The organism is Micromonospora sp. NBC_01796 (assembly GCF_035917455.1).
Taxonomy (GTDB): domain Bacteria; phylum Actinomycetota; class Actinomycetes; order Mycobacteriales; family Micromonosporaceae; genus Micromonospora_G.
The window spans coordinates 2,385,245-2,403,505 of record NZ_CP109078.1 but is presented as its reverse complement, the minus strand read 5'-3'; the positions used below and the strand labels follow the sequence as shown (position 1 = coordinate 2,403,505).

The window sequence follows — 18,261 nt, the reverse complement described above, 5'->3', positions numbered from 1 at the left end:
CTATCTGGGCATAATTCGTGTGTCGGTGTTTTTCGTCAGTGGCGAATGACCAGCGGTCCGCCGACAGTTCCCGCGATCAGTGGTCGCAATTCCGTACGCCATACACAAGGGAGAAAGCCATGCTCATGTCCTGGATTTTCATCCTGTATCTGGTCAAGCTCGTGGAGCGGTACGGCGTCGTTGCCACGATCACGGGGGACCGATGCAGCCACGCGGCTTACGGCCGGGCCAGACGAACCGAACGCCTTGCCAACAGCCATCGAGATACGTTGTGCCGTGCTGCGGATCTGGTGTCGCAACTCCGCGCGGAACGTCTGGCCGTCGCATGACGGGAGGTCGGTAATGGGCCGACGAGGACAAGTCATGAGGTACCCGAAAGTGTTGCCGACGATCCGTGTCTCGGAATCGCAGAAGTACCGGGCGGAATCACTGGCCGACCGATACGACATGCCGTTGGGTGCGCTGATCCGGCAACTGATCGATCAGGAATGGGAGAAAAGCAATGCCCAAGCAAGACGTTGAAGAGGCCAACCGCGTGAACTACGCGCTCAAATACAACCGGGTCGAGTTGACCGTCAGCAAGTGGGAGATCCGACCCCTGGACGGTACCGGCGTCGTAGTCCTCACGGGTACCGACGACAACGACCAGGTCTGGGAGGGCACGTTCCCGCTCACCAGCCTGCGGCAGGTGTCGTGATGGCGGTCCGGCATCGGAAGCTCGGCCCGAAGAAGGGCCGTGACGCGCTGGCTGAGCTGCGCGACGAGATCCGGGAAACGCTGCGAGCCGTCCAGGACGAGGAAGCCCTGTTCGGCGAAGACGACAAGTCCGCGCAGGTGGCGCGCGAAGACCTGACCGACACCTTCCCCGCGCTCGGTCGGGGACCGGGTCCGGGTCCGTACGTCGGGCCGCTCAACAACCCGTCGGCGCTGGAGTTCCGGGAGACGGACGGGTGAACGCCGAGGAACGCTTCGACGCAGCGATTGACGCTGCACCCCCGCTGCGCACTCAACTGACCGTGGACGAGATGGCCGCTGGCAGCGAGTTCGGCGGGGTGCGGCTTCCCGACGACATGGCTCCCGCCAAACGGTTGCAGGACATGAACGGACTCGACCACACCGGGTCGACGGAAGCCGATCACGGGCTGTGGGAACCCACGTACGGAGGAATCGGATGACCGTCCAATACGCCGCCTCAAAATTCCTGTCCGACTGGCGGCTGTACCGCGAAGAGACGCCGATGCTGAGCGACAAGGGCAAGCGCATCATCGACACCGCCATCCATCGACAGGAAACCAAGTGGCAGAAGCTCCACCAAGAGGCGTACGACGACCGGGCGAACCGTCGATTCGACCAGCGGGATGAGAAGGTCGTCGGTGCGTGCACGGAGATGCGCCGTCGGCTGGGTGAGATCCGGCGCGCGATCCGCAACGGCGAGGTGGTGGACCGTGCCGACCTTCGCGAGTTCCGCGCCCAGATCCGGGACATGACCGCCAAGCGTGCACGGGTCACCGACCTGCACGAAACCATCCTGGCGGAAGACGACGAGCTGGCCGCGTTCGCGGAGAAGACCGTGGATGAGTTCCAGCGGGAACAGCTCGGGAAGTTCTCCGTGCTGCCTGGTCTCGAACCGTCGCTGATGGAGATGTACGGCCAGATCGAGCCGGAGTTCCAGGGCGGTGCCCCGACGACGTCGGGAGCAACCCCGCAGACCACCGACAACGCGCCAACCGAGGACGACATCCGGAACGACCCGCACGGCATCGGGCACGCACCCATGGCGTTCTGAGCGTTTCCCGTAGACCGGGGGACAGGCCATGTGCAGGAAGGTTGGCCTGTCCCCCTTACGCATTCAAGAGTGGGGAGGTGTGGACCAATGGCTGGACGCGAACTGTCGCGGAGGCCGGATCAGATACGCAAGCGGTTGGCGCGTGGCATGAACGTCGACCGGGATTACGCGGCCGGCGTAGAGGTCGGCATTATCAAGCCTGTTGAGGAATGGGATCCAGCCGAGCTGGCCCACGGACGACCCCGTGCAAGCGATGGCTCTTTCCGGGGCGCTACGCCGAAATGGATCACACCGAAGGTCATTGCCGAGGCTCAACGCCGGTTGAAGAGTCGGGCGCGTGGGTTGTTGCTGGAACACGTCGAGTCGGCAGCGAAGGTGTTGGGTGAGCTCATGCGAGACCCCAACACAGACGATCGCGTTCGCGCGGACATCGCCAAGTTCACGATCGATCACGCGATCGGTAAGGCGCAGATCAAGGTGGACGCTGACATCTCGGTCGGCCCGAGGGATTTCTTGGTTCAGGCCATCATGGTCGAGGACGAGCACGGACAACTGGTGGACGCTCACCCGGTCGTGGACGGTCAGTTCTACGAAACTGATGACGAAGAAGACGACGATGGGTAACTACGACGATCTGATCCAGGTCCCGATCGCGGGGCAGCCGGTCAGCAAGAGTCAGTACGGCGACCCGCTGCGAGACGCGATCATCGAACTGGATTCCCGAACAGACAGCGTTGAGGCGGCTGTCGATGGCCTCGATAGTCGGGTGGCCGAACTCGACGACCGAGTGTCAAGGGTCGATGATCGGGTGACGGACGTAGATAGCCGGCTTGATGCTGTCGAGACCTTGCCCGTCTGCATCGTCCTCCGGAGCGCTGCCCAGCCCATCAACTCTGGCGGGTCGGGCACCAACGTCGAGTTCACCGCCGACGAGATCGACTCACACGGCATGTTCACCCCCGGCACCAGCACAACCAACCTGGTCATCCCGTCAACCGGGGTCTACGCGTTCACGGCGTACGGGGTGTGGTCGACGGGCGCAGCCGGCGTGCGATCCCTCGCCATCGTCAAGGCCGGCACGACGCTGGTGGAACAGAAGCGACCGACGACGAACCAGGGTGACCCGGTCGCCGGCTCGATCGAACGGTTGGCCAGCGCCGGTGAGGTCATCACGTTGAGGGCGTTCCACACCCTGGGTGCGGCGCTCAACATCCAGGCCGTGTCGTTGTCCGTCCGGAAGGTCCGTCCATAGAGGCCGGTTACCGCCCGTAAGCCCGCGTGCGCGGTTCGGGGGTTACCCACACCACCCCTGGGCTGCGTTCGCGCCTCTGTGTTGATCTCAGGGGCCTCTGTGGGTGAGCCGGTTTGGTGTCGCGGCCGGGGTTGGGTATGCTGAGGCGGCTGGGTTCGATTTGCAGCGGACTCAGCAAGTACAACCAGAAGATATAAAAGACTAAACCTAAAATCTTCTGTACCGGCAACCTAATAGTCTTGCTTTGCGGCTACACACCTGACTACCGGGACCTGCCCCGTTAAGGGGCCGTCCCCCCCCCCGTACCAATGAGATCCCCGCTCGCCGGTGGCGCGGTCTCAGCAGATCAGTCAATCAATGGCTGGTCGAGCTGAGCCGTGCCTGTGCACCTCACTCGACCGAGAGTGAAGGGGATTAGGGCAGTGGGGCTCACAAGCATCGACCCGTTCCTTGCGTACGGGCCGTGGGCGGTACTGGGTGGCGCGATTCTGGCGCTCGCCGCCCTCGCTCTCCACGTCATCCGCGAGAAGATCCGGGCCGATCACAATCGCTCCCTTGTGGAGATGGCGCTCCGGGATAGCGCGCCCGAGCAACGCAGGGAAATCTTTGAAGGGCTAGCGGGAATACGCCCGTTTCATCCCTCCGGAGCGGGTGATCCGGAACCAGACGACGATGCTCCCGCCCTGCTTCCGGCTAAGTTGACCCGTAGGCGCCGTGGAGGCTGACCCTTAGTCGTCGGCCGGGCTGGGTCGATTCTCGGCGATCCAGGCCCGGACGGCTTTGCCATCCCAGACCCGGCCCATCTTGAGCGTGACGAGCGGGTCGGGGAATCCCTTGCGGCCCACGATGATCGTGGCGCGCTGCTTGCTGATCCCGCCAAGCAAGTCACGGATCTCGTCCAACCCAAGCAGTTCCACAAGCCGAAGGTATGGCCTGGCGGACTTGCACCACGCCGTTTCGGGTGGTACAGCTCAGCTGGGGGTTGTACAGGTACAACTCCACGTGGTGCGATGGGGCATGGCATTCCTCATGGCCCTTCTGTCCCTATTCCGCCCTCGGCCGCGCCGTATCGGCCGGCATGAGCTGACTGACCCCCCGCCCACACCCGCTGTCGTGGTGCCGGCCCCGGCATGGACGATGCCGACCGCTTCGGTTCCGCAACGGCAGCCGATCCGGTACACGCTCGGCCAGCTCCACGCGTACGACGTGCGGGCGGCACTCCGGTGACGGGGCACATGCACCTTCCCGGTCGACCGCACTGGGGTTGTAAGGCGTGTGGTCAGCCCTGGCCGTGTGAAACCGCGCGTACGGAGCTGTTGGCCGGGTATCACGGGATGCCCCTGTCGCTGAGCCTGTACCTGGCGACGATGTACCTGGACTGCCTGAACGACCTCTACACGCTGAACCCGGACGACTCTGTGCCGACCCCGGACGAGGTGTTCACCCGGTTCTATGGATGGACCGTGCCTGCTGTGCGGGATTGGCAGTGAGGGAGGAGCTGGCAACGATCTGCATCCGGTGCTTCGACCGTGCAGCGGCGGGCGTCGAGGATCATGACTGCATCGACCAGCCCGACACCCGCATCTACCGCGACTGGCGGTGCGAGTGCACATGTCCCCGTAAGCCCTGGAACGGAAAGAGGTTCAGGGTCCTTCACTGAACTCAGGCATTGATGATCTTCCTGCTTGTGGGTGTCAACCATCCCGTGTAACTGTCCTTCTCGACGCGCTGATGGTCAGCCGTCGGAAGGGGAGAGTCATGTCCGAGGGAATCGACGCAGCCCTAGCAACCATGTCTCGCGCCATGCGGGAGGGGAAGCCGTGGTACGACTTCCTGGGTGTGCGCTACGTCCGGGTGGAGGTGGCCGGCGTGTCTTGCTACATCCCGACAGAGGGGTGGAACGGGCCGACGTTCCAGATCTGGGTGGACGGTGTTCTCCGTGACGTTGGTGGTGCCGTACCCGCGTAACCTGCACTGCCTACAACCCCGGACATCCCAGGTTGGGAGCCGGGGTCGTGGCGTTACCGGAATTCGCCCCCGGTCGGCGGGTCGCACTCCGGGCCACAGATGCACACAACCCCGAGGCCGAACCGGCACGGACCACACCCCGGTTGGCATGGCGACGCATCCTGGTTTGCGGCCAGCGCTTCCGAGGCTTCCTCGCTGAACGGGAACTCTTCGTCGTCGGTGTCCTCGAAGAAGGCCACACCGAACGCCATCCACCGGGCGACAGCACGGGTCATGGCCTCGTGTGACGGGTAAAAGATCCACTCATGAACCGGCCCGAGGGCCAGGGAGTAACCCCCGGCCTCGGCATCCCCGACGGCGGTCATTTCTTGTCCGCCTTCGCCGCCTCGGCGCGGCACGCGGCACGGCCCTTCAAATCGCGGGTGTGCCCGCACGTCGAGTGATCCAGCCGGCCGGTGGTGGTCACGGTCGGGTTGTACAGCTTCGGTTCGGCGGTCTTCTTGGCCGCAGCTTTGCGGGTCGCCGGCTTGGCATCCGGGGTCGGTGTGGTCCGGGTGGTGGCCGGCTTCGCGGGGGTGGTTTTGCGCGGGGCGGGCTTGGTCGCGTCCGGCGTGGTGGGGGTCGGGTCCGTCATGGTGTCCTCCGGTTCGTCGTGCGGTTCGCAGCGAACGTATGAGGACTCCGGAACTGGCCTGCGCTGATCTTCAACAGGTGGAGAACTCGACGCAGAAGTTCTCCGCATCGTGGAGAAGTTGGCTCCGTCAGGCGGGATCACGCCCTGGACGCGCGGCCGTACTCTGGCGCGGTGCTAGCTGCGGAAGCCCCGAAGATCACCGACTGGATGCAGGCGTGGGGGAGCGTCGTGGGTCTGCTGTTGTCGGGTATCGCTGCCCTGGCGACGTGGCTCCTGTTCCGTCATGAGATCCGTGTCAGGCGCGACGAGCGACGGGACAATGAGGAGGCTCAAGCGAGGCTGGTGGTTGGTCACATCGTCGATTTTGGACCGGCAGCGTACGTAGATCCGGAAAGCGGACTGGTGGGTAGAATTGAATCTATTGCGTGGAGGGTTAAGAACTATAGCTCGGCGCCGATCTTCAATCTGGGGGTGTGGATTCATCACAGCGACTTCCTGATGTACTGGTCATCGGAAGAGACTTGGGATGTTGTTGATGATGAGATTGGAACCAAGGCTGAATTGTATGAACCTCTTGATTCGCGTGAGCTGGGTTGTTTCGAGACGAAAGATTTCGAGCTGTCGGTTGCGTTCACAGACGCGAATGGCCGCTCGTGGGCGCGGGTAGGGCAAGAACGTCCCTATCGAACGACGGGTGACCCTCTTTCAAGGATTCCGCTAACGCCCCTACCTTGGTGGCCAATTCGGAGATTAGTTGCTCGTAGGGAGAGGCGGCGCCTGGCGGAACTCGAACCGCCGTTTTAGTCCTACGCAGCCCACGTCACCGTGACCCGCTGGGCGAGGATGTGGGCACGGGCCAGGTCGAACCGTTCGCGCCATGCTTCCTCGGTCTCACCCCTACGGCGTGATGGTGCGCTGGCCAGCGGCCTACCGGTATCGGGGTTGGTTGGGTGTGGTCCGATGTCGATCCGCTGGATGAACATCCCGAACATGGTTCGGCGCCAGGTCACGTCCCGTTCGTTCCACACCCGCCGTAGTTCGGTACCGGTCGGCATGTTGGCCGGGGTGCGGACGATCGCGGCCAGCTTGGCGCGCGTCGTGGCCATGCGGTCCTCGATGCGGGTCCGGCGTCGGTCGTACTCGGGTTTCTGAATCTTGCCGTCGTCCCGCTCGTCCGCCACCGTGCGCAGGGCTTCGTCATCGGCCACCAGGGCGGCACGTAGGTCCCGCTCGATGTCGTCGGTGTCCGGGGCAACGACGGTCAACGCCTCACGTACCTCGTCGGCCCGGTAGAACAGCATGTCGACCACGTACCGGTCGAGGTGTTCCATGGCGATGCGCAGTCGACCACACCCACCCTGCATCTTCGGGCACTCGAACGTCCCGTTGGCGTTGGAATGCAGGCGGGTGCCGCACGCCTTGCCGTTGATGACCCGGCAACAGAACACCAGGCCAGACAGCTCGTACCGCCGCTGGTTCGTTTCGCTGGTCCGGCGGTCCGGATCTAGCAGCAGGATGCGGAGGCGGTGCCACTTGGTCTCAGCGATCATGGCTGGCCAGGGTGCCGGTACTAGCTTGCCCCCGTACTCGCGCTTTCCGATGATCGCTGGCTCGGTGTAGATCCGCTTCAGGGTTCTCGGTTCCCACAGGTTCCCGGCGTCGGTCCGGCGGCCTGCGTCGTTCCAGGACTTGCACAGGCCGTAGATCGTCTCGCCGTTGAGCAACCGGTCGGCACCATCGTCAAGCCACGCGACGTGTTCAGCGTCCAGGTTGAAGTCGATGATCCGAGGCACCTCCCGGCCACGCACTCGTTTCGTTCCCCAGACCGGGGTGACACCGAACGGGACCTGCCCACCGTGGAACTCGCCTGCCTCAGCGCGGCGCCTCACGTCACGTTGGACCCGTTCCGCGATGTCCTCCGCCTCGCCTGCGTCGTTGGCAGCCAGGATGCGCGCGATCCGTCGTCCGGCTGATGTGTTGAGGTCGAACGACGGCGATTTGATGTAGACAAACTCGGTGCCGTGCTTCTCGGCCAGCTCGATGAGGTCTTCATGTTCGCGAGGACGACGGGTCAGGCGACCGGTGGTGTAAGCCCCGATGACCTCGAACTGGCCAGCCTTTGCGTCGCGGAGCATCCGTTCATAGTCCGGCCGAGGTTTGGATGACCGGGTGCTCGCCGAGATGTCGTTGTCAACGTAGTCCGCTACCCACACGACCCCTTCCCGTTCGCCAAGCTCGTCCAAGTCCTCGTCCTGGCGGGCGATCCCTAGCTCCCGCCCTTCCCGGTCATCGCTGATCCGGCGGTACTTCGCACCACGTCTCATGGGGCGACGGTATGGGGCAGACGGGAATCAGGCAACGCGTCGTCGCCCGGGCGCTGAGCCTGCCGCTCGCCGGCACCCTGCGACCGGAGCCGGGACTCAGCCGCGGCCTGGAACGCGGCGAGGCGCCCGCGGCCTCCGGCCGGGGACCGCTCGCCATCCTCTGCCAGCGACTGCTCACCGAACTCAACGACCTGCCGACGGCGGGTGCGGCATGACCGACCGCATCCGCGTCGCCGGTCCCACCGGTTCGGGGCCGGCGGACAACCGACCCCCGTCCGCCGGCCGGGGCGCCGCCGCCGGTGGCCCCTTGGCCAGCCGGGTCCGCCGACGGTTCGCCACCGAGGGTACGGCGATCACCCCGGCCGCCGTGGTCGCCGCCGTACGCGACGAACCCGGTGCGGCGGTCCTCGGCGACACCGCCGTGCTCCGGATGGCCGGTCAGGTCCATGACGACCTCGTCGGCGCCGGCCCGCTCGCCCCACTGCTCGCCGATACCGAGGTCACCGACGTGCTGGTGAACGGCGTACGGGTCTGGGTCGACCGGGGACGGGGACTGCAACCGGTGCCGGTCGCACTCGGCACTCGTGACGACGTACGCAGGCTGGCCCAGCGGCTCGCGGCCGGTTGTGGGCGGCGCCTCGACGAGGGATCCCCGTACGTCGACGGGCGGCTGCCGGACGGCACTCGGCTGCACGCCGTACTGCCGCCGGTGGCGACCGACGGGCCGTACCTGTCACTGCGTACCTTTCGGCAGCGCCCGTTCACCCTCGACGAACTCGTACGCCACGGCACCGTGCCCCGGCCGGCGGCAGGACTGCTCGCCGCCGTGGTGGCCGCCCGGTTGGCGTACCTGGTTGTCGGCGGCACCGGATCCGGCAAGACCACCCTGCTCAACACGCTGCTCGGCCTGGTTCCGCCGACCGAACGGATCGTCCTGGTCGAGGACGCCGCCGAACTACGCCCGGTGCACCCGCACGTGGTCGGCCTACAGGCCAGGACCGCCAACGTGGAGGGCACCGGCACGGTCGGGCTCAGTGACCTGGTTCGTCAGGCCCTGCGGATGCGCCCGGACCGGATCGTGGTGGGCGAGTGCCGGGGCGCCGAGGTGGTCGACCTGCTCGCCGCGCTCAACACCGGACACGACGGCGGGGCGGGGACCCTGCACGCCAACGCCCCGGCTGACGTACCGGCCAGACTGGAGGCGCTCGGCCTGCTCGGTGGCCTGCCCCGAGCAGCCCTGCACGCACAGGTCACCGCCGCCCTCCAGGTCCTGTTGCAGGTACGCCGTACCGAGGCGGGCCGGGTGCTGGAAGCGGTCTGCCTGCTCCTGCCGAGCGGGCCGGAACGGCTGGTCACCGTCGTACCGGCCTGGCGACGAGGTGAGGGGGCGGGACCGGCCGCCACCGCGCTGGCCCGACTCCTCACCGAACGAGGGGTGCCCGTACCAGCGGTCCTGCTCGAACCGGCGGCGCCGACTCGGCCGGAGTTGCCGGCGCGACCGGGCCTCCCGACTCGCCCGGAGTTGCCGGCTCGATCGGGACCGCTAGCTCGGCCGGAGTTGCCGTCCCGGCCGGCGGGAGGTCGATCGTGATCTCCGGTTGGTGGCTCGTCGCGGCCTGCCTGGTGGCGGCGGCGGGGCTCGTTGCCTGGTCGCCGGTGGGAAACCGGGCGCGGTGGCGGGCAATCGTCGGAGCACCGGCCGAGGACGCCGGACAGGCTGCGGTCGGATGGCGGATTGGTGTGCCCGGCTGGGTGGACGCCGCACCGAAGCGGGTTGCCGTGGTTGTCGCCGGGTTGGCGGCGGTTGCCGGAGCCGTGCTGGGTGGACCGGTCGCCGGATTCGCCGGCCTGGCGTACGGCGGCCTCGCGGGACGGGCGGCGTTGCGTCGGCGTACCGGACGGGTCGTCGAGCGGGCCCGCCGCCGCCAACTGGACGGCCTCTGTGCACTCGCCGCCGACCTCCGCGCCGGCCTACCGATCACCAACGCGCTGCCGTCGACCGCCGGTCCGGAGGCAGATCGCGCAGTTGCCGCTGCCGCGGCGACTGGCGGCGGGAGCGGGAGCGCAGGGCGGATCGACGGGCTGGCCCGAGCGGCCGTCCGGCTCGCCGAGCAGACCGGCGCACCCCTGGCCGATCTGTTGGAGCGGATCGAGGCCGACGCCCGAGCGATGGATCGCGGACTCGCCGCTGCCGCCGCCCAGGCCGCCGGTGCCCGAGCGACCGCGATGCTGCTGGCCGGGCTGCCCCTGGGCGGCATCGCACTCGGGTACGGCATCGGCGTCGACCCGCTCGCCGTGCTGCTGCGTACGCCGATCGGGGCCGGCTGCGCGGTCGGCGCGATCGTCCTGCAACTCGCGGGCCTGGCCTGGGCCGACCGACTCGCCGGCAGCGCCTTGCGGGCGGCCTGATGTCGACTCCCACGGCGGTGGTCCTCGGCCTGGCCGGCGCGGCCGGACTCGTTCTCGCCGCCGGCCGACCCACCAAACGGTCGACCCGGCGCCGGCTGGTCCGACTCGACCTGGACAGCGTCCGGGGCGCCGCCGGTGCAGACGGTCGGGCTGGTGCCGGCAAGGGCCCGGATGCCGCTGCCGGGAACGGCCACCGCCGGCCGGATCTGATCCGGCTCGGGGCGCTGCTCGGTGGCGTGGCCGTGGTGGTTGTGCTCGGCGGCTGGACCGGGGCGGTGGCAGGGGTGCTGGCCGGCATCGTGAGCGACCGGCTGTTGCGCCGGCTCGAACCGGCCAGTGCCCGCCGGCTCCGGCTGCGCGAGGTTGCCGACCTGCCGCTCGGCGCGGACCTGCTGGCTGCGGCGCTGCGTGCCGGCGCCCCGGTCGACCGGGCGGTGCTGTCCGTCGCCGAGGCCCTCGGCGGTCCACTCGGTGACCGGCTGCACCGGGTCGGCCGGACCCTGCGCCTCGGCGGAGAACCGGCGGAGGCGTGGGCCCATCTCGGTTCGGTGCCCGGCGGGGACCGGCTCACCGCCGCCGCCGTCCGTACCTCCACCAGCGGTGCGGCGCTCGCCGGGGCGCTGACCCGGCTCGCCGACGATCTCCGCGCCGATCGGGCCGTCACGGTCGAGGCCGCGGCGCGGCGGGCCGGTGTCCTGATCGTGCTGCCGCTCGGGCTGTGTTTCCTGCCCGCCTTCATTCTCGCCGGCCTGGTGCCGGTGATCGTCGCCGTGCTCGGCGACGTGCTCTGAACACTCCACAGAGGAAGGAACAACCGTGATCCGCAAACTGAGGGCCCGGCTGCGCGGCGACGCCGGGATGAACACCGCCGAGTACGCCGTCGGCACGCTCGCCGCCGTCGCGTTCGCCGGCATCCTGCTCAAGGTCCTGACCTCCGGAAACGTCCAGTCGGCGTTGACCGCCGTGATCGACCGGGCGCTGAAGTGATCCGGCGCCGGTGGGCCGAGGGCGACCGGGGCTCGTTCACCGCCGAGTTGGCGGCCGGCCTGCCGGCGCTGGTGATGCTGCTGCTCGTCGGGCTGGCCGCCGTCGGTGCGGTCACCATGAAGGCCCAGTGTGTGGACGCGGCTCGGGAGGCGGCACTCGCCGTCTCCCGGGGCGAACCCGGAGTGCCGGCCGGAGCCGGGTCCGCCCCACCCGGCGCCACCGTGTCGGTCACGGTCGCGGGCGAGCGGGTGATCGCGACCGTACGCGCACCGATTCGGGTCTTCGGCACCCGACTGCCGAGGCTGACCGTCACCGCGACCGCGGTGGCCGCCGTGGAACCCGGCAACCCGGAACCTCTGACATGACCGGGTCCGTGTTCGGTCGCGGGGATCGGGGGAGCGCTTCGCTGTGGCTGCTGGCAGTCGGGCTGACGCTGGTCATGGCCGGTATGGCCGGGGCTGCGGTGGGTGCGGCCAGGGTCGCCAAGCACCGGGCAAGGGTGGCCGCCGACTTCGGCGCCCTGGCCGGCGCCGCCCGTACGCCCGACGGCCCGGCCGTGGCCTGTGCACGCGCCGCCGAACTGGTCGACGCCAACGGTGGCCGGATGCTCGACTGCATGGTGGACGGGCTCGACCTGCAACTCGTGGTCGAGGTCGCGGTGACCCCACTACCGGGCCTGGGCCGGGTGGCCCGCGCCTCCGCCCGCGCCGGCCCGGCACGAGGCTGACGCACCCCCACGAAGCCCCTGGACAAACTCGCCGAGTCCCCCGAGACAAAGTGGCAGACCTGCCAACCGGCAGGTCTGCCACTGAACCGCTTCGGGTTGGGCCGCCCGAACCGATCAACCTCGGGTCGGACTGACCTGAAGCGACGAGTCCGCGACGACCGGGTGGAGGTCCACCCGAGCCGGCCGGAGACGACGCTGCCGGGCGAGCAGCGCGATCGCGACGATGACCTGAACCGCCAGGACGAAGACCTGCGTGATTGGTGACTTGACGGTCAACAGCGCCATTGTCATGTTGACGCCCAGGTGGACCGCGATCGACGAGGTAACCCCGGCAAGCTCGTAGGCGTAACCGGTGAGCAGTGCCATCGGGAAGACGCTGAGGGTGAACAGCAACCCGCTCCAGCTGACCAAACCGAACTCGGCCTGAAGGGTGCCGTCGATGAAGAACAGTGGCAGGTGCCATACCGCCCAGGCGGCACCCAGCAGCAGACCGGCCTGAAGGCGACTCAGCGACGCGAGCAGGCGTGGGTACGCCGTACCACGCCAACCGGGCTCCTCGGCCAATGGACCGGCGATCAGCATGCTGACGAAGAACGGCACGGGCCCGCCGACGGTCGCGACGAGGTCCCGCCCCTCGGTCAGACTCAGCACGGGACCGCCCAGGAATTCCGCGAGCAGTGCGCCTGCCAGGACGGTTACCGAGGCCAGCGCCAGCATGGGCAGGGCCCAGAGCAGTCGTACGCCCAGCCGGGTCCTCACCGCATGGGCGGGTACGGGTTCGCGGCGGCGGGAGCGCCGTACTCGCAGGACGATCGCTCCGATCACCGGGCCGAAGCCACCGAGCAGGTAAGGAACGGCGGTGGGGGAACTCGTCGCCGATCCGCCGAGTGCGATTGCCAGAAGCCAGAACGCGAACGTCCAGCCGAAGGTGACCGCCCAGAAAGCAGTAAGGCCGCCGCGCGGACGAGTGGGGGCTGCGATAGTCACGCCGTTTCCCTTTCGAGGGGTGTGCATGAGGGGGTTCCGGATCCCGCCCTGTCGGGGACGGGCGGGAGTTGATCCGTCCGTTGTGCGAACCGGATCTAGCGAGGGCTTTCGTTCAGTCGCTGGGCGAGCCAGCCGGTGACCTGTGCGAGCAGATCGGGGTCGACCGGCCGGCGGAGGAGTCGCGGATAGGAGCGCACCGACGCACGACCGGGGTCGCGGCGCAACGGGTGGGTGAGGTCGGGGATCCGGTGAACCCTGACCTCACCGGGCACCAGCCGGCGGATCTCGTCCAGGTCCGCGGGATCGACCTGGACGTCCTTGGCACCGGTGATCGCCAGGACGGGGACCTTGATGTTCGCCAGATCCGGGCGCGGATCGTGGGCGAGCATCTCCCGCATCCACCGGGCGTTCATCCGCATCCCGGCGACCCGCACCACATCCGTGCTGGTCGCCTTGATCCGAGTCAACTGCCGACCGGCCAGGGCTCCCAGCAGCGGCAGCAGCGGGCGTACGGCGACCGGCAGGGTGCGGGCGATCATCCCGGCCTGCCAGCGCAGCGCGTCCTCGCCCGGTCGGGCGAACCCGGCCAGCAGCACCACCGCGGCCACCCCCGGGCCCGCGCCGAGGGACATGGCGTGCACGGCGCCTTCGCTGTGCCCGACCACACCGATGGCGTCCGCCCGAATGTCGGATCTTCCGGCCAGGGCGCGTAGTGCGGCGGCGGCATCGCGTCGGTTGTCGACGAATCCGGTCGTACGCCAATCGCCGGAGGTGGCTCCGACGCCGCGCCGGTCGTAGCGCAGGGTCGCGATGCCGTTGTTCGCGAGCGCGGCGGCCAGCGGCGGTCCGAGTTCCATCCGGTGCCGGCTGGTGGTGTTGCCGTCGCGGTCCAGCCGCCCCGAGGCGTGCAGCAGCAGGACGGCCGGGTGCGGGCCGGCGCCCGCGGGCAGGGTCAACGTGCCGGCCAGGGGCAGCCCGTCGTCGGCGGTGGCGGTCATGTCGACGTCCCGCATGTTCCACTCCCATCATTCTCGGCTTTGGGAACATTATCAGATGTGGGAACATTATCGTATGTGGGAACATGGGGCCATGGCAACTGCGGACCTTCTCCTGCACCCCGTCCGGATGCGCATCCTGCAAGCGCTGTTCGACGCCGATCCGTTGACCACCGCACAGCTGCGCGACCGCCTACCCGACATCCCGGCCGCGACGATGTACCGGCATATCGCCGTGCTGGCCGACGCGGGCGTGCTCGAGGTGGTGGACGAGAAACGGGTACGCGGCACGGTGGAACGCAGCTACCGGGTACGCAAGGAGCAGGCGGTGATCGACCCCGCTGCGCGAGCGGCGATGACGAAGGAGGACCACCTGCGGGCGTACACGACGTTCTCGGCATCGTTGATGGGGGATTTCGACCGCTACCTCGCCCACGCAAACGCCGACCCCACCGTGGACGGGGTGGTCTACCGGCAGGCGGCGGTGTGGCTGACCGAGGAGGAGTTCGCCACGCTGGTCGAGGAGATCGAGAGCGCCGTCCTCGCCCGGGTCGGCCATACCAGGGACGACGGCCGTATCCGTCGCGTCGTCAGCCTGGTTGTCGTCCCGGACCAGCCCAGGACGGAAGCCGGTCCGGAGCGCCCGGCTGATTGAGCTGCTTCCGGAACCAGTGGCCGGAGCGCGGACTGTGCTCGATCACTGCCCCCGGAGGGGCAGGAAACAACCACGGCGGCGACGTCACCCGACCCGGCCGTCGGTGGTCCGATGGAGGCGTCGTACCCGGATGGCAGAGTGCGGGCGGTGACACCGTTGCGGATCGTCAAGGGTGATGCGACCAGCCCGCAGGCGGCAGGCCCGAAGGTCATCGCCCATGTGTGCAACGACATCGGGGGCTGGGGTGCCGGATTTGTCGTCGCGGTCTCGCGTCGGTGGCCGGAGCCCGAACGTGACTACCGTCAGTGGCACCGAGGGAGGGCGGGCAACGACTTCGGGCTCGGTGCCGTACGGCTGGTGCAGGTTCGACCCGACATCTGGGTCGCGAACATGATCGGGCAACGCGGCATCAAGCGTGGCAGTGCGGGGCCGCCGATCCGGTACGACGCCGTCGAGCGCTGCCTGGCCGCGCTCGGCGAGCAGGCGCTGGGGCTCGCGGCGTCCGTACACATGCCACGGATCGGTTGTGGGCTCGCCGGTGGTCGCTGGGAGAAGATCGAGCCCCTCGTTGTCGCCGCGCTCTGCGAACGTCAGCTTGCCGTGACCGTCTACGACTGGCCATGAGATCCCGAGCCGCGCCGGACCGGAGCGGGCCGAGCCGCGCCGGACCGGACCGGACCGGGGTGGGCGGTCAGCGGGCGGTGCCGTCGGTGGCGGCGCGTAGCGCCGAGGCGCTGAGGATCTGGTGGATGCCGTGCAGGTGCTCGTTCATCCGGTGCAGTTGCTCGGCCTGGGCCAGGGTGGCGTACGCCTGACTGAGCGAGATCTGCTGGTCCACCGTGAGGTTGTCCTGGTCGACGCCGTAGAGCAGGTCGACGGTCTCGGCGATGGTGTCGGCCACCTCGTCCTCCTTGGACAGTGCTATGGAAGCGCTCCCATGCAGGGTACCCACACGGGTGGTCATCCATACAGATGAATCAGGCGGATTCCTCTGCCAGGTTCGCCAGCACCACGTCCAGGACCTTGACCGCCTCCGCCTTGGCCAGCGGGTTGTTGCCGTTGCCGCACTTCGGCGACTGCACGCAGGACGGGCACCCGGACTCGCAACCGCACTCGCTGATCGCGTCCCGCGTCGCCGTCAACCACTCCGTCGCCGCGTGGTACGCCCGCTCGGCGAAACCGGCCCCGCCGGGATGTCCGTCGTAGACGAAAACCGTCGGCGCGCCGGTGTCCGGGTGGATCCCGGTGGAGAGCCCGCCGATGTCCCACCGGTCACAGGTCGCGATCAGCGGCAACAGGCCGATCGCCGCGTGCTCGGCCGCGTGCAACGCACCCGGTACGTCGGCCACCTCCACCCCGGCCTGGGTGAGCGCGTTCAGCGACACGGTGAACCAGACCGCGACCGTACGCAGTTCGCGGGCGGGCAGGTCCAGCGGGCGGGTGTCCAGCACCTCGCCGGAGGCGAGCCGCCGCCGCTGGTACGACACCACCTGGCTGGTCACGTCCACCTCCCCGAGGAACAGCCCGACCGGCCCGGCGTCCCGGTACGACCGCACCGACACCACCCCGAGGGAGGTGACGTCCCGCGCGTGGGTGGACCAGTCCGGCTCCTCGGCGTGCACCAGCGCGCACGCGTCGTCCAAGTCCAGGTTGTCGACCACGTACGACACGCCCTGGTGCAGGTAGACCGCACCGGAATGGAGCATGAAGTGGGACGAGGCCGGGTCGACGGTGCCGAGCAGGCGCCCGGTGGCCGTCTCGACCACCGAGATGGGGGCGCCACCGGTCCCGCGCAGGTCCACCTCGGGGCGCCCGGTGTGTCGCCAGTACCACCCGGTCGGGCGCTGCCGCAGCGCGCCGGACTCGACCAGGGCGGCCACCGCCTCCGCCGCCCCCGGCCCGAACAGCGCCAGGTCGGCCTGTGTCAGCGGGGCCTCGGAGGCCGCGCAGCACAGTTGTGGCCCGAGCACGTACGGGTTGGCCGGGTCGAGCACGGTCGCCTCGACCGGTCGCCCGAACAGCGCCTCCGGATGGTGGACCAGGTACGTGTCCAGCGGATCGTCCCGCGCCACCAGTACGGCGAGCGCCTCGCCGCCGGAGCGACCCGCCCGCCCGGCCTGCTGCCAGAGCGACGCCCGGGTTCCCGGCCAGCCGCAGATCAGCACCGCGTCCAGCCCGACCAGGTCCACGCCGAGTTCGAGGGCGTTGGTCGAGGCGAGTCCGAGCAGGTCCCCGTGGAGCAGCGCCCGTTCCAGTTTCCGCCGGTCCTCGCGCAGATAGCCGGCCCGGTACGCGGCAACCCGGCTGCCGAGGCCGGGCACCGCCTCGTCCAGCGATCGGCGGGCGGTGCTCGCGACCACCTCGGCGCCGCGCCGGGACCGGACGAACGCGAGCGTACGCACACCCGCGGCGACGGTGTCGCTGAGCAGGTCGGCGGTCTCCCGCAGGGCCGAGCGCCGGACCGGTTCCGCCTCGGTGAGTTCGACCGCGTCGGGGGAGGGCGGCAGCAGCGGCGGCTCCCAGAGGGCGAACGTGACCCCGCCCCGGGGGGACGAGTCCTCGGTGACGGCGGTGACCGGGAGCCCGGTCAGCCGCTCGGCGGCGTTCGCCGGGTCACCGGAGGTGGCGGAGGCCAGCACGAAGACCGGGGACCGGGGTGCACCGTCGACGGTGGGTCCGTACCGGGCGGCCTGGCGGCGCAGCCGGCGCAGCACGTGCGCCACGTGCGAGCCGAACACGCCACGGTACGTGTGGCACTCGTCGACCACCACGAACGCGAGCCGGCGCAGGAACGTCGCCCAGTGGCCGTGTCCGGGCAGGATGCCGTGGTGCAGCATGTCCGGGTTGGTCAGGACGAACCGGGAGTGCTTGCGGATCCACTCCCGCTCGGCGCGCGGGGTGTCCCCGTCGTAGCTTGCCGGACGTACACCGTCGAGGTCCAGGGCGGCGACGGCGCGCAACTGGTCGGCGGCGAGTGCCTTCGTCGGTGCCAGGTAGAGCACGGTCGCGCGGGGGTCGGTGAGCAGGGTGGCCAGCGCCGGCAACTGGTACGCCAGGGACTTGCCCGACCCGGTGCCGGTGGCGACGATCACGTGCTGGCCGCCGTACGCCAGGGTGGCCGCCTCGGCCTGGTGCTGCCAGGGGGCGACCACGCCGCGCCCGACGAACGCCGCCCGCAGCGGCTCCGGCACCCATCCCGGCCACGGCACGGCGTGCCCGGCACTGGCCGGTACCCGCTCGACGTGGGTGACCGGATCGGTCCGGGTCCGGGCCCGTAGCTGACGTAGCAGCTCGGCCGGGCCGGGGGTGGGGCCACCGGCCGGGCGGGGCCGGTCGGCCTCGGCGGATACTGTGGCTGCGGTGGTCACGCCCTGCACTCTCGCACCGACCCGCCGGAATCGGAAAGCGGGGGCGCGGGACGGGCAGTGGCACCGTGGGTCAGGTAGGCGACGCTCCGGCTCGGTGCGGCGCCGGCCGGACGATGGTTAGATGCCCATGAGCATTCCTGGCGGGAGCCGCCCGGTCGGGCCGGCATCA

At 69.0% G+C, this 18,261-nt stretch carries 26 protein-coding genes and 1 pseudogene; 19 read left to right on the top strand and 8 right to left on the bottom strand.

The genetic code is table 11. The features are described 5' to 3' along the window. The first annotated feature begins 119 nt into the window (after positions 1-119). From OIE47_RS11010 to OIE47_RS10975, 8 genes are all read left to right on the top strand, one after another. A complete protein-coding gene (locus OIE47_RS11010; protein ID WP_326561396.1) occupies positions 120-329 on the top strand; it encodes a hypothetical protein in 210 nt (69 codons plus the stop codon). 34 nt (positions 330-363) lie between these two features. Further along, a complete protein-coding gene (locus OIE47_RS11005; RefSeq protein WP_326561395.1) occupies positions 364-522 on the top strand; it encodes a hypothetical protein in 159 nt (52 codons plus the stop codon). Beyond that, entirely contained in the window at positions 503-697 is a 195-nt protein-coding gene (locus OIE47_RS11000) for a hypothetical protein (protein ID WP_326561394.1), read from the top strand. Before OIE47_RS11005 ends, OIE47_RS11000 begins: the two co-directional genes overlap by 20 nt. Continuing rightward, a complete protein-coding gene (locus OIE47_RS10995; RefSeq protein ID WP_326561393.1) occupies positions 697-954 on the top strand; it encodes a hypothetical protein in 258 nt (85 codons plus the stop codon). Before OIE47_RS11000 ends, OIE47_RS10995 begins: the two co-directional genes overlap by 1 nt. Beyond that, entirely contained in the window at positions 951-1,175 is a 225-nt protein-coding gene (locus tag OIE47_RS10990) for a hypothetical protein (protein WP_326561392.1), read from the top strand. The genes OIE47_RS10995 and OIE47_RS10990 overlap by 4 nt, the downstream gene beginning before the upstream one ends. After that, the gene (locus OIE47_RS10985) at positions 1,172-1,786 is read left to right on the top strand and encodes a hypothetical protein (RefSeq protein ID WP_326561391.1); all 615 of its coding nucleotides are present in this window, start codon (positions 1,172-1,174) and stop codon (positions 1,784-1,786) included. Before OIE47_RS10990 ends, OIE47_RS10985 begins: the two co-directional genes overlap by 4 nt. Before the next feature lie 87 nt (positions 1,787-1,873). Next, the gene (locus OIE47_RS10980) at positions 1,874-2,410 is read left to right on the top strand and encodes a hypothetical protein (protein ID WP_326561390.1); all 537 of its coding nucleotides are present in this window, start codon (positions 1,874-1,876) and stop codon (positions 2,408-2,410) included. Continuing rightward, the gene (locus OIE47_RS10975) at positions 2,403-3,038 is read left to right on the top strand and encodes a hypothetical protein (protein ID WP_326561389.1); all 636 of its coding nucleotides are present in this window, start codon (positions 2,403-2,405) and stop codon (positions 3,036-3,038) included. Before OIE47_RS10980 ends, OIE47_RS10975 begins: the two co-directional genes overlap by 8 nt. Positions 3,039-3,766: 728 nt before the next feature. Here the strand turns inward: OIE47_RS10975 and OIE47_RS10970 are convergent. Beyond that, entirely contained in the window at positions 3,767-3,955 is a 189-nt protein-coding gene (locus OIE47_RS10970; RefSeq protein ID WP_326561388.1) for a hypothetical protein, read from the bottom strand. Positions 3,956-4,372: 417 nt separating this feature from the next. On the opposite strand from OIE47_RS10970, the gene OIE47_RS10965 reads away from it, so the two are divergent. Then, entirely contained in the window at positions 4,373-4,528 is a 156-nt protein-coding gene (locus OIE47_RS10965; RefSeq protein WP_326561387.1) for a hypothetical protein, read from the top strand. Positions 4,529-5,059: 531 nt separating this feature from the next. Here the strand turns inward: OIE47_RS10965 and OIE47_RS10960 are convergent. Both OIE47_RS10960 and OIE47_RS10955 read right to left on the bottom strand, forming a co-directional pair. Next, a complete protein-coding gene (locus OIE47_RS10960) occupies positions 5,060-5,371 on the bottom strand; it encodes a hypothetical protein (protein ID WP_326561386.1) in 312 nt (103 codons plus the stop codon). After that, positions 5,368-5,640 carry a hypothetical protein gene (locus OIE47_RS10955; RefSeq protein WP_326561385.1) on the bottom strand — a complete coding sequence of 91 codons (273 nt, stop codon included), beginning with the start codon at positions 5,638-5,640 and terminating at the stop codon, positions 5,368-5,370. The genes OIE47_RS10960 and OIE47_RS10955 overlap by 4 nt, the downstream gene beginning before the upstream one ends. Positions 5,641-5,811: 171 nt before the next feature. Between OIE47_RS10955 and OIE47_RS10950 the strand changes: the two genes are divergently transcribed. Continuing rightward, positions 5,812-6,444: a hypothetical protein gene (locus OIE47_RS10950; RefSeq protein ID WP_326561384.1), complete on the top strand. Its 633-nt coding sequence runs from the start codon at positions 5,812-5,814 to the stop codon at positions 6,442-6,444. A 2-nt stretch (positions 6,445-6,446) separates the two neighbouring features. Here the strand turns inward: OIE47_RS10950 and OIE47_RS10945 are convergent, their stop codons facing one another. Next, complete coding sequence (locus OIE47_RS10945; protein ID WP_326561383.1) at positions 6,447-7,964, bottom strand: recombinase family protein; 1,518 nt, start codon at positions 7,962-7,964, stop codon at positions 6,447-6,449. Positions 7,965-8,005: 41 nt separating this feature from the next. Here OIE47_RS10945 and OIE47_RS10940 point away from each other — a divergent pair. The 7 genes and pseudogenes from OIE47_RS10940 to OIE47_RS10910 all read left to right on the top strand — a co-directional run. Further along, positions 8,006-8,179: pseudogene (locus tag OIE47_RS10940) on the top strand (septum site-determining protein Ssd); the annotation flags it as partial. Then, on the top strand, positions 8,176-9,555 hold the full coding sequence (locus tag OIE47_RS10935; RefSeq protein ID WP_326561382.1) for a TadA family conjugal transfer-associated ATPase: 1,380 nt from the start codon (positions 8,176-8,178) through the stop codon (positions 9,553-9,555). The pseudogene OIE47_RS10940 and the gene OIE47_RS10935, both read left to right, overlap by 4 nt. A gap of 65 nt (positions 9,556-9,620) precedes the next feature. Next, the gene (locus OIE47_RS10930; RefSeq protein ID WP_442792143.1) at positions 9,621-10,373 is read left to right on the top strand and encodes a type II secretion system F family protein; all 753 of its coding nucleotides are present in this window, start codon (positions 9,621-9,623) and stop codon (positions 10,371-10,373) included. Next, on the top strand, positions 10,373-11,164 hold the full coding sequence (locus OIE47_RS10925) for a type II secretion system F family protein (protein WP_326561381.1): 792 nt from the start codon (positions 10,373-10,375) through the stop codon (positions 11,162-11,164). The genes OIE47_RS10930 and OIE47_RS10925 overlap by 1 nt, the downstream gene beginning before the upstream one ends. A 67-nt stretch (positions 11,165-11,231) precedes the next feature. Beyond that, complete coding sequence (locus tag OIE47_RS10920; RefSeq protein ID WP_208418639.1) at positions 11,232-11,360, top strand: DUF4244 domain-containing protein; 129 nt, start codon at positions 11,232-11,234, stop codon at positions 11,358-11,360. Further along, on the top strand, positions 11,357-11,725 hold the full coding sequence (locus tag OIE47_RS10915; protein WP_326561380.1) for a TadE family type IV pilus minor pilin: 369 nt from the start codon (positions 11,357-11,359) through the stop codon (positions 11,723-11,725). Before OIE47_RS10920 ends, OIE47_RS10915 begins: the two co-directional genes overlap by 4 nt. Beyond that, on the top strand, positions 11,722-12,087 hold the full coding sequence (locus OIE47_RS10910; RefSeq protein ID WP_326561379.1) for an Rv3654c family TadE-like protein: 366 nt from the start codon (positions 11,722-11,724) through the stop codon (positions 12,085-12,087). Before OIE47_RS10915 ends, OIE47_RS10910 begins: the two co-directional genes overlap by 4 nt. 114 nt (positions 12,088-12,201) lie before the next feature. On the opposite strand, the gene OIE47_RS10905 is transcribed toward OIE47_RS10910, so the two are convergent. Next, positions 12,202-13,074 carry a type II CAAX endopeptidase family protein gene (locus OIE47_RS10905; protein WP_326561378.1) on the bottom strand — a complete coding sequence of 291 codons (873 nt, stop codon included), beginning with the start codon at positions 13,072-13,074 and terminating at the stop codon, positions 12,202-12,204. 95 nt (positions 13,075-13,169) lie between these two features. After that, positions 13,170-14,087, bottom strand: a complete 918-nt coding sequence (locus tag OIE47_RS10900) for an alpha/beta hydrolase family protein (protein WP_326561377.1) — start codon at positions 14,085-14,087, stop codon at positions 13,170-13,172. A gap of 76 nt (positions 14,088-14,163) precedes the next feature. On the opposite strand from OIE47_RS10900, the gene OIE47_RS10895 reads away from it, so the two are divergent. Continuing rightward, positions 14,164-14,724, top strand: a complete 561-nt coding sequence (locus tag OIE47_RS10895; RefSeq protein WP_326561376.1) for a helix-turn-helix domain-containing protein — start codon at positions 14,164-14,166, stop codon at positions 14,722-14,724. Between the two features lie 147 nt (positions 14,725-14,871). After that, a complete protein-coding gene (locus OIE47_RS10890; protein WP_326561375.1) occupies positions 14,872-15,348 on the top strand; it encodes a macro domain-containing protein in 477 nt (158 codons plus the stop codon). Positions 15,349-15,415: 67 nt separating this feature from the next. On the opposite strand, the gene OIE47_RS10885 is transcribed toward OIE47_RS10890, so the two are convergent. Both OIE47_RS10885 and OIE47_RS10880 read right to left on the bottom strand, forming a co-directional pair. Then, positions 15,416-15,625: a hypothetical protein gene (locus tag OIE47_RS10885; protein ID WP_326561374.1), complete on the bottom strand. Its 210-nt coding sequence runs from the start codon at positions 15,623-15,625 to the stop codon at positions 15,416-15,418. Positions 15,626-15,701: 76 nt separating this feature from the next. After that, on the bottom strand, positions 15,702-18,092 hold the full coding sequence (locus tag OIE47_RS10880; RefSeq protein ID WP_326561373.1) for a DEAD/DEAH box helicase: 2,391 nt from the start codon (positions 18,090-18,092) through the stop codon (positions 15,702-15,704). Positions 18,093-18,261: the final 169 nt, after the last annotated feature.

Excerpts from the sequence above, each read along its gene's own strand:
- OIE47_RS11010 (WP_326561396.1), top strand. The coding sequence starts at position 120 with ATGCTCATGTCCTGGATTTTCATCCTGTATCTGGTCAAGCTCGTGGAG.
- OIE47_RS11005 (WP_326561395.1), top strand. The coding sequence starts at position 364 with ATGAGGTACCCGAAAGTGTTGCCGACGATCCGTGTCTCGGAATCGCAG.
- OIE47_RS11000 (WP_326561394.1), top strand. The coding sequence starts at position 503 with ATGCCCAAGCAAGACGTTGAAGAGGCCAACCGCGTGAACTACGCGCTC.
- OIE47_RS10995 (WP_326561393.1), top strand. The coding sequence starts at position 697 with ATGGCGGTCCGGCATCGGAAGCTCGGCCCGAAGAAGGGCCGTGACGCG.
- OIE47_RS10985 (WP_326561391.1), top strand. The coding sequence starts at position 1,172 with ATGACCGTCCAATACGCCGCCTCAAAATTCCTGTCCGACTGGCGGCTG.
- OIE47_RS10980 (WP_326561390.1), top strand. The coding sequence starts at position 1,874 with ATGGCTGGACGCGAACTGTCGCGGAGGCCGGATCAGATACGCAAGCGG.
- OIE47_RS10975 (WP_326561389.1), top strand. The coding sequence starts at position 2,403 with ATGGGTAACTACGACGATCTGATCCAGGTCCCGATCGCGGGGCAGCCG.
- OIE47_RS10965 (WP_326561387.1), top strand. The coding sequence starts at position 4,373 with ATGCCCCTGTCGCTGAGCCTGTACCTGGCGACGATGTACCTGGACTGC.
- OIE47_RS10960 (WP_326561386.1), bottom strand. The coding sequence starts at position 5,371 with ATGACCGCCGTCGGGGATGCCGAGGCCGGGGGTTACTCCCTGGCCCTC.
- OIE47_RS10955 (WP_326561385.1), bottom strand. The coding sequence starts at position 5,640 with ATGACGGACCCGACCCCCACCACGCCGGACGCGACCAAGCCCGCCCCG.
- OIE47_RS10945 (WP_326561383.1), bottom strand. The coding sequence starts at position 7,964 with ATGAGACGTGGTGCGAAGTACCGCCGGATCAGCGATGACCGGGAAGGG.
- OIE47_RS10935 (WP_326561382.1), top strand. The coding sequence starts at position 8,176 with ATGACCGACCGCATCCGCGTCGCCGGTCCCACCGGTTCGGGGCCGGCG.
- OIE47_RS10925 (WP_326561381.1), top strand. The coding sequence starts at position 10,373 with ATGTCGACTCCCACGGCGGTGGTCCTCGGCCTGGCCGGCGCGGCCGGA.
- OIE47_RS10920 (WP_208418639.1), top strand. The coding sequence starts at position 11,232 with ATGAACACCGCCGAGTACGCCGTCGGCACGCTCGCCGCCGTCGCGTTC.
- OIE47_RS10910 (WP_326561379.1), top strand. The coding sequence starts at position 11,722 with ATGACCGGGTCCGTGTTCGGTCGCGGGGATCGGGGGAGCGCTTCGCTG.
- OIE47_RS10900 (WP_326561377.1), bottom strand. The coding sequence starts at position 14,087 with ATGCGGGACGTCGACATGACCGCCACCGCCGACGACGGGCTGCCCCTG.
- OIE47_RS10895 (WP_326561376.1), top strand. The coding sequence starts at position 14,164 with ATGGCAACTGCGGACCTTCTCCTGCACCCCGTCCGGATGCGCATCCTG.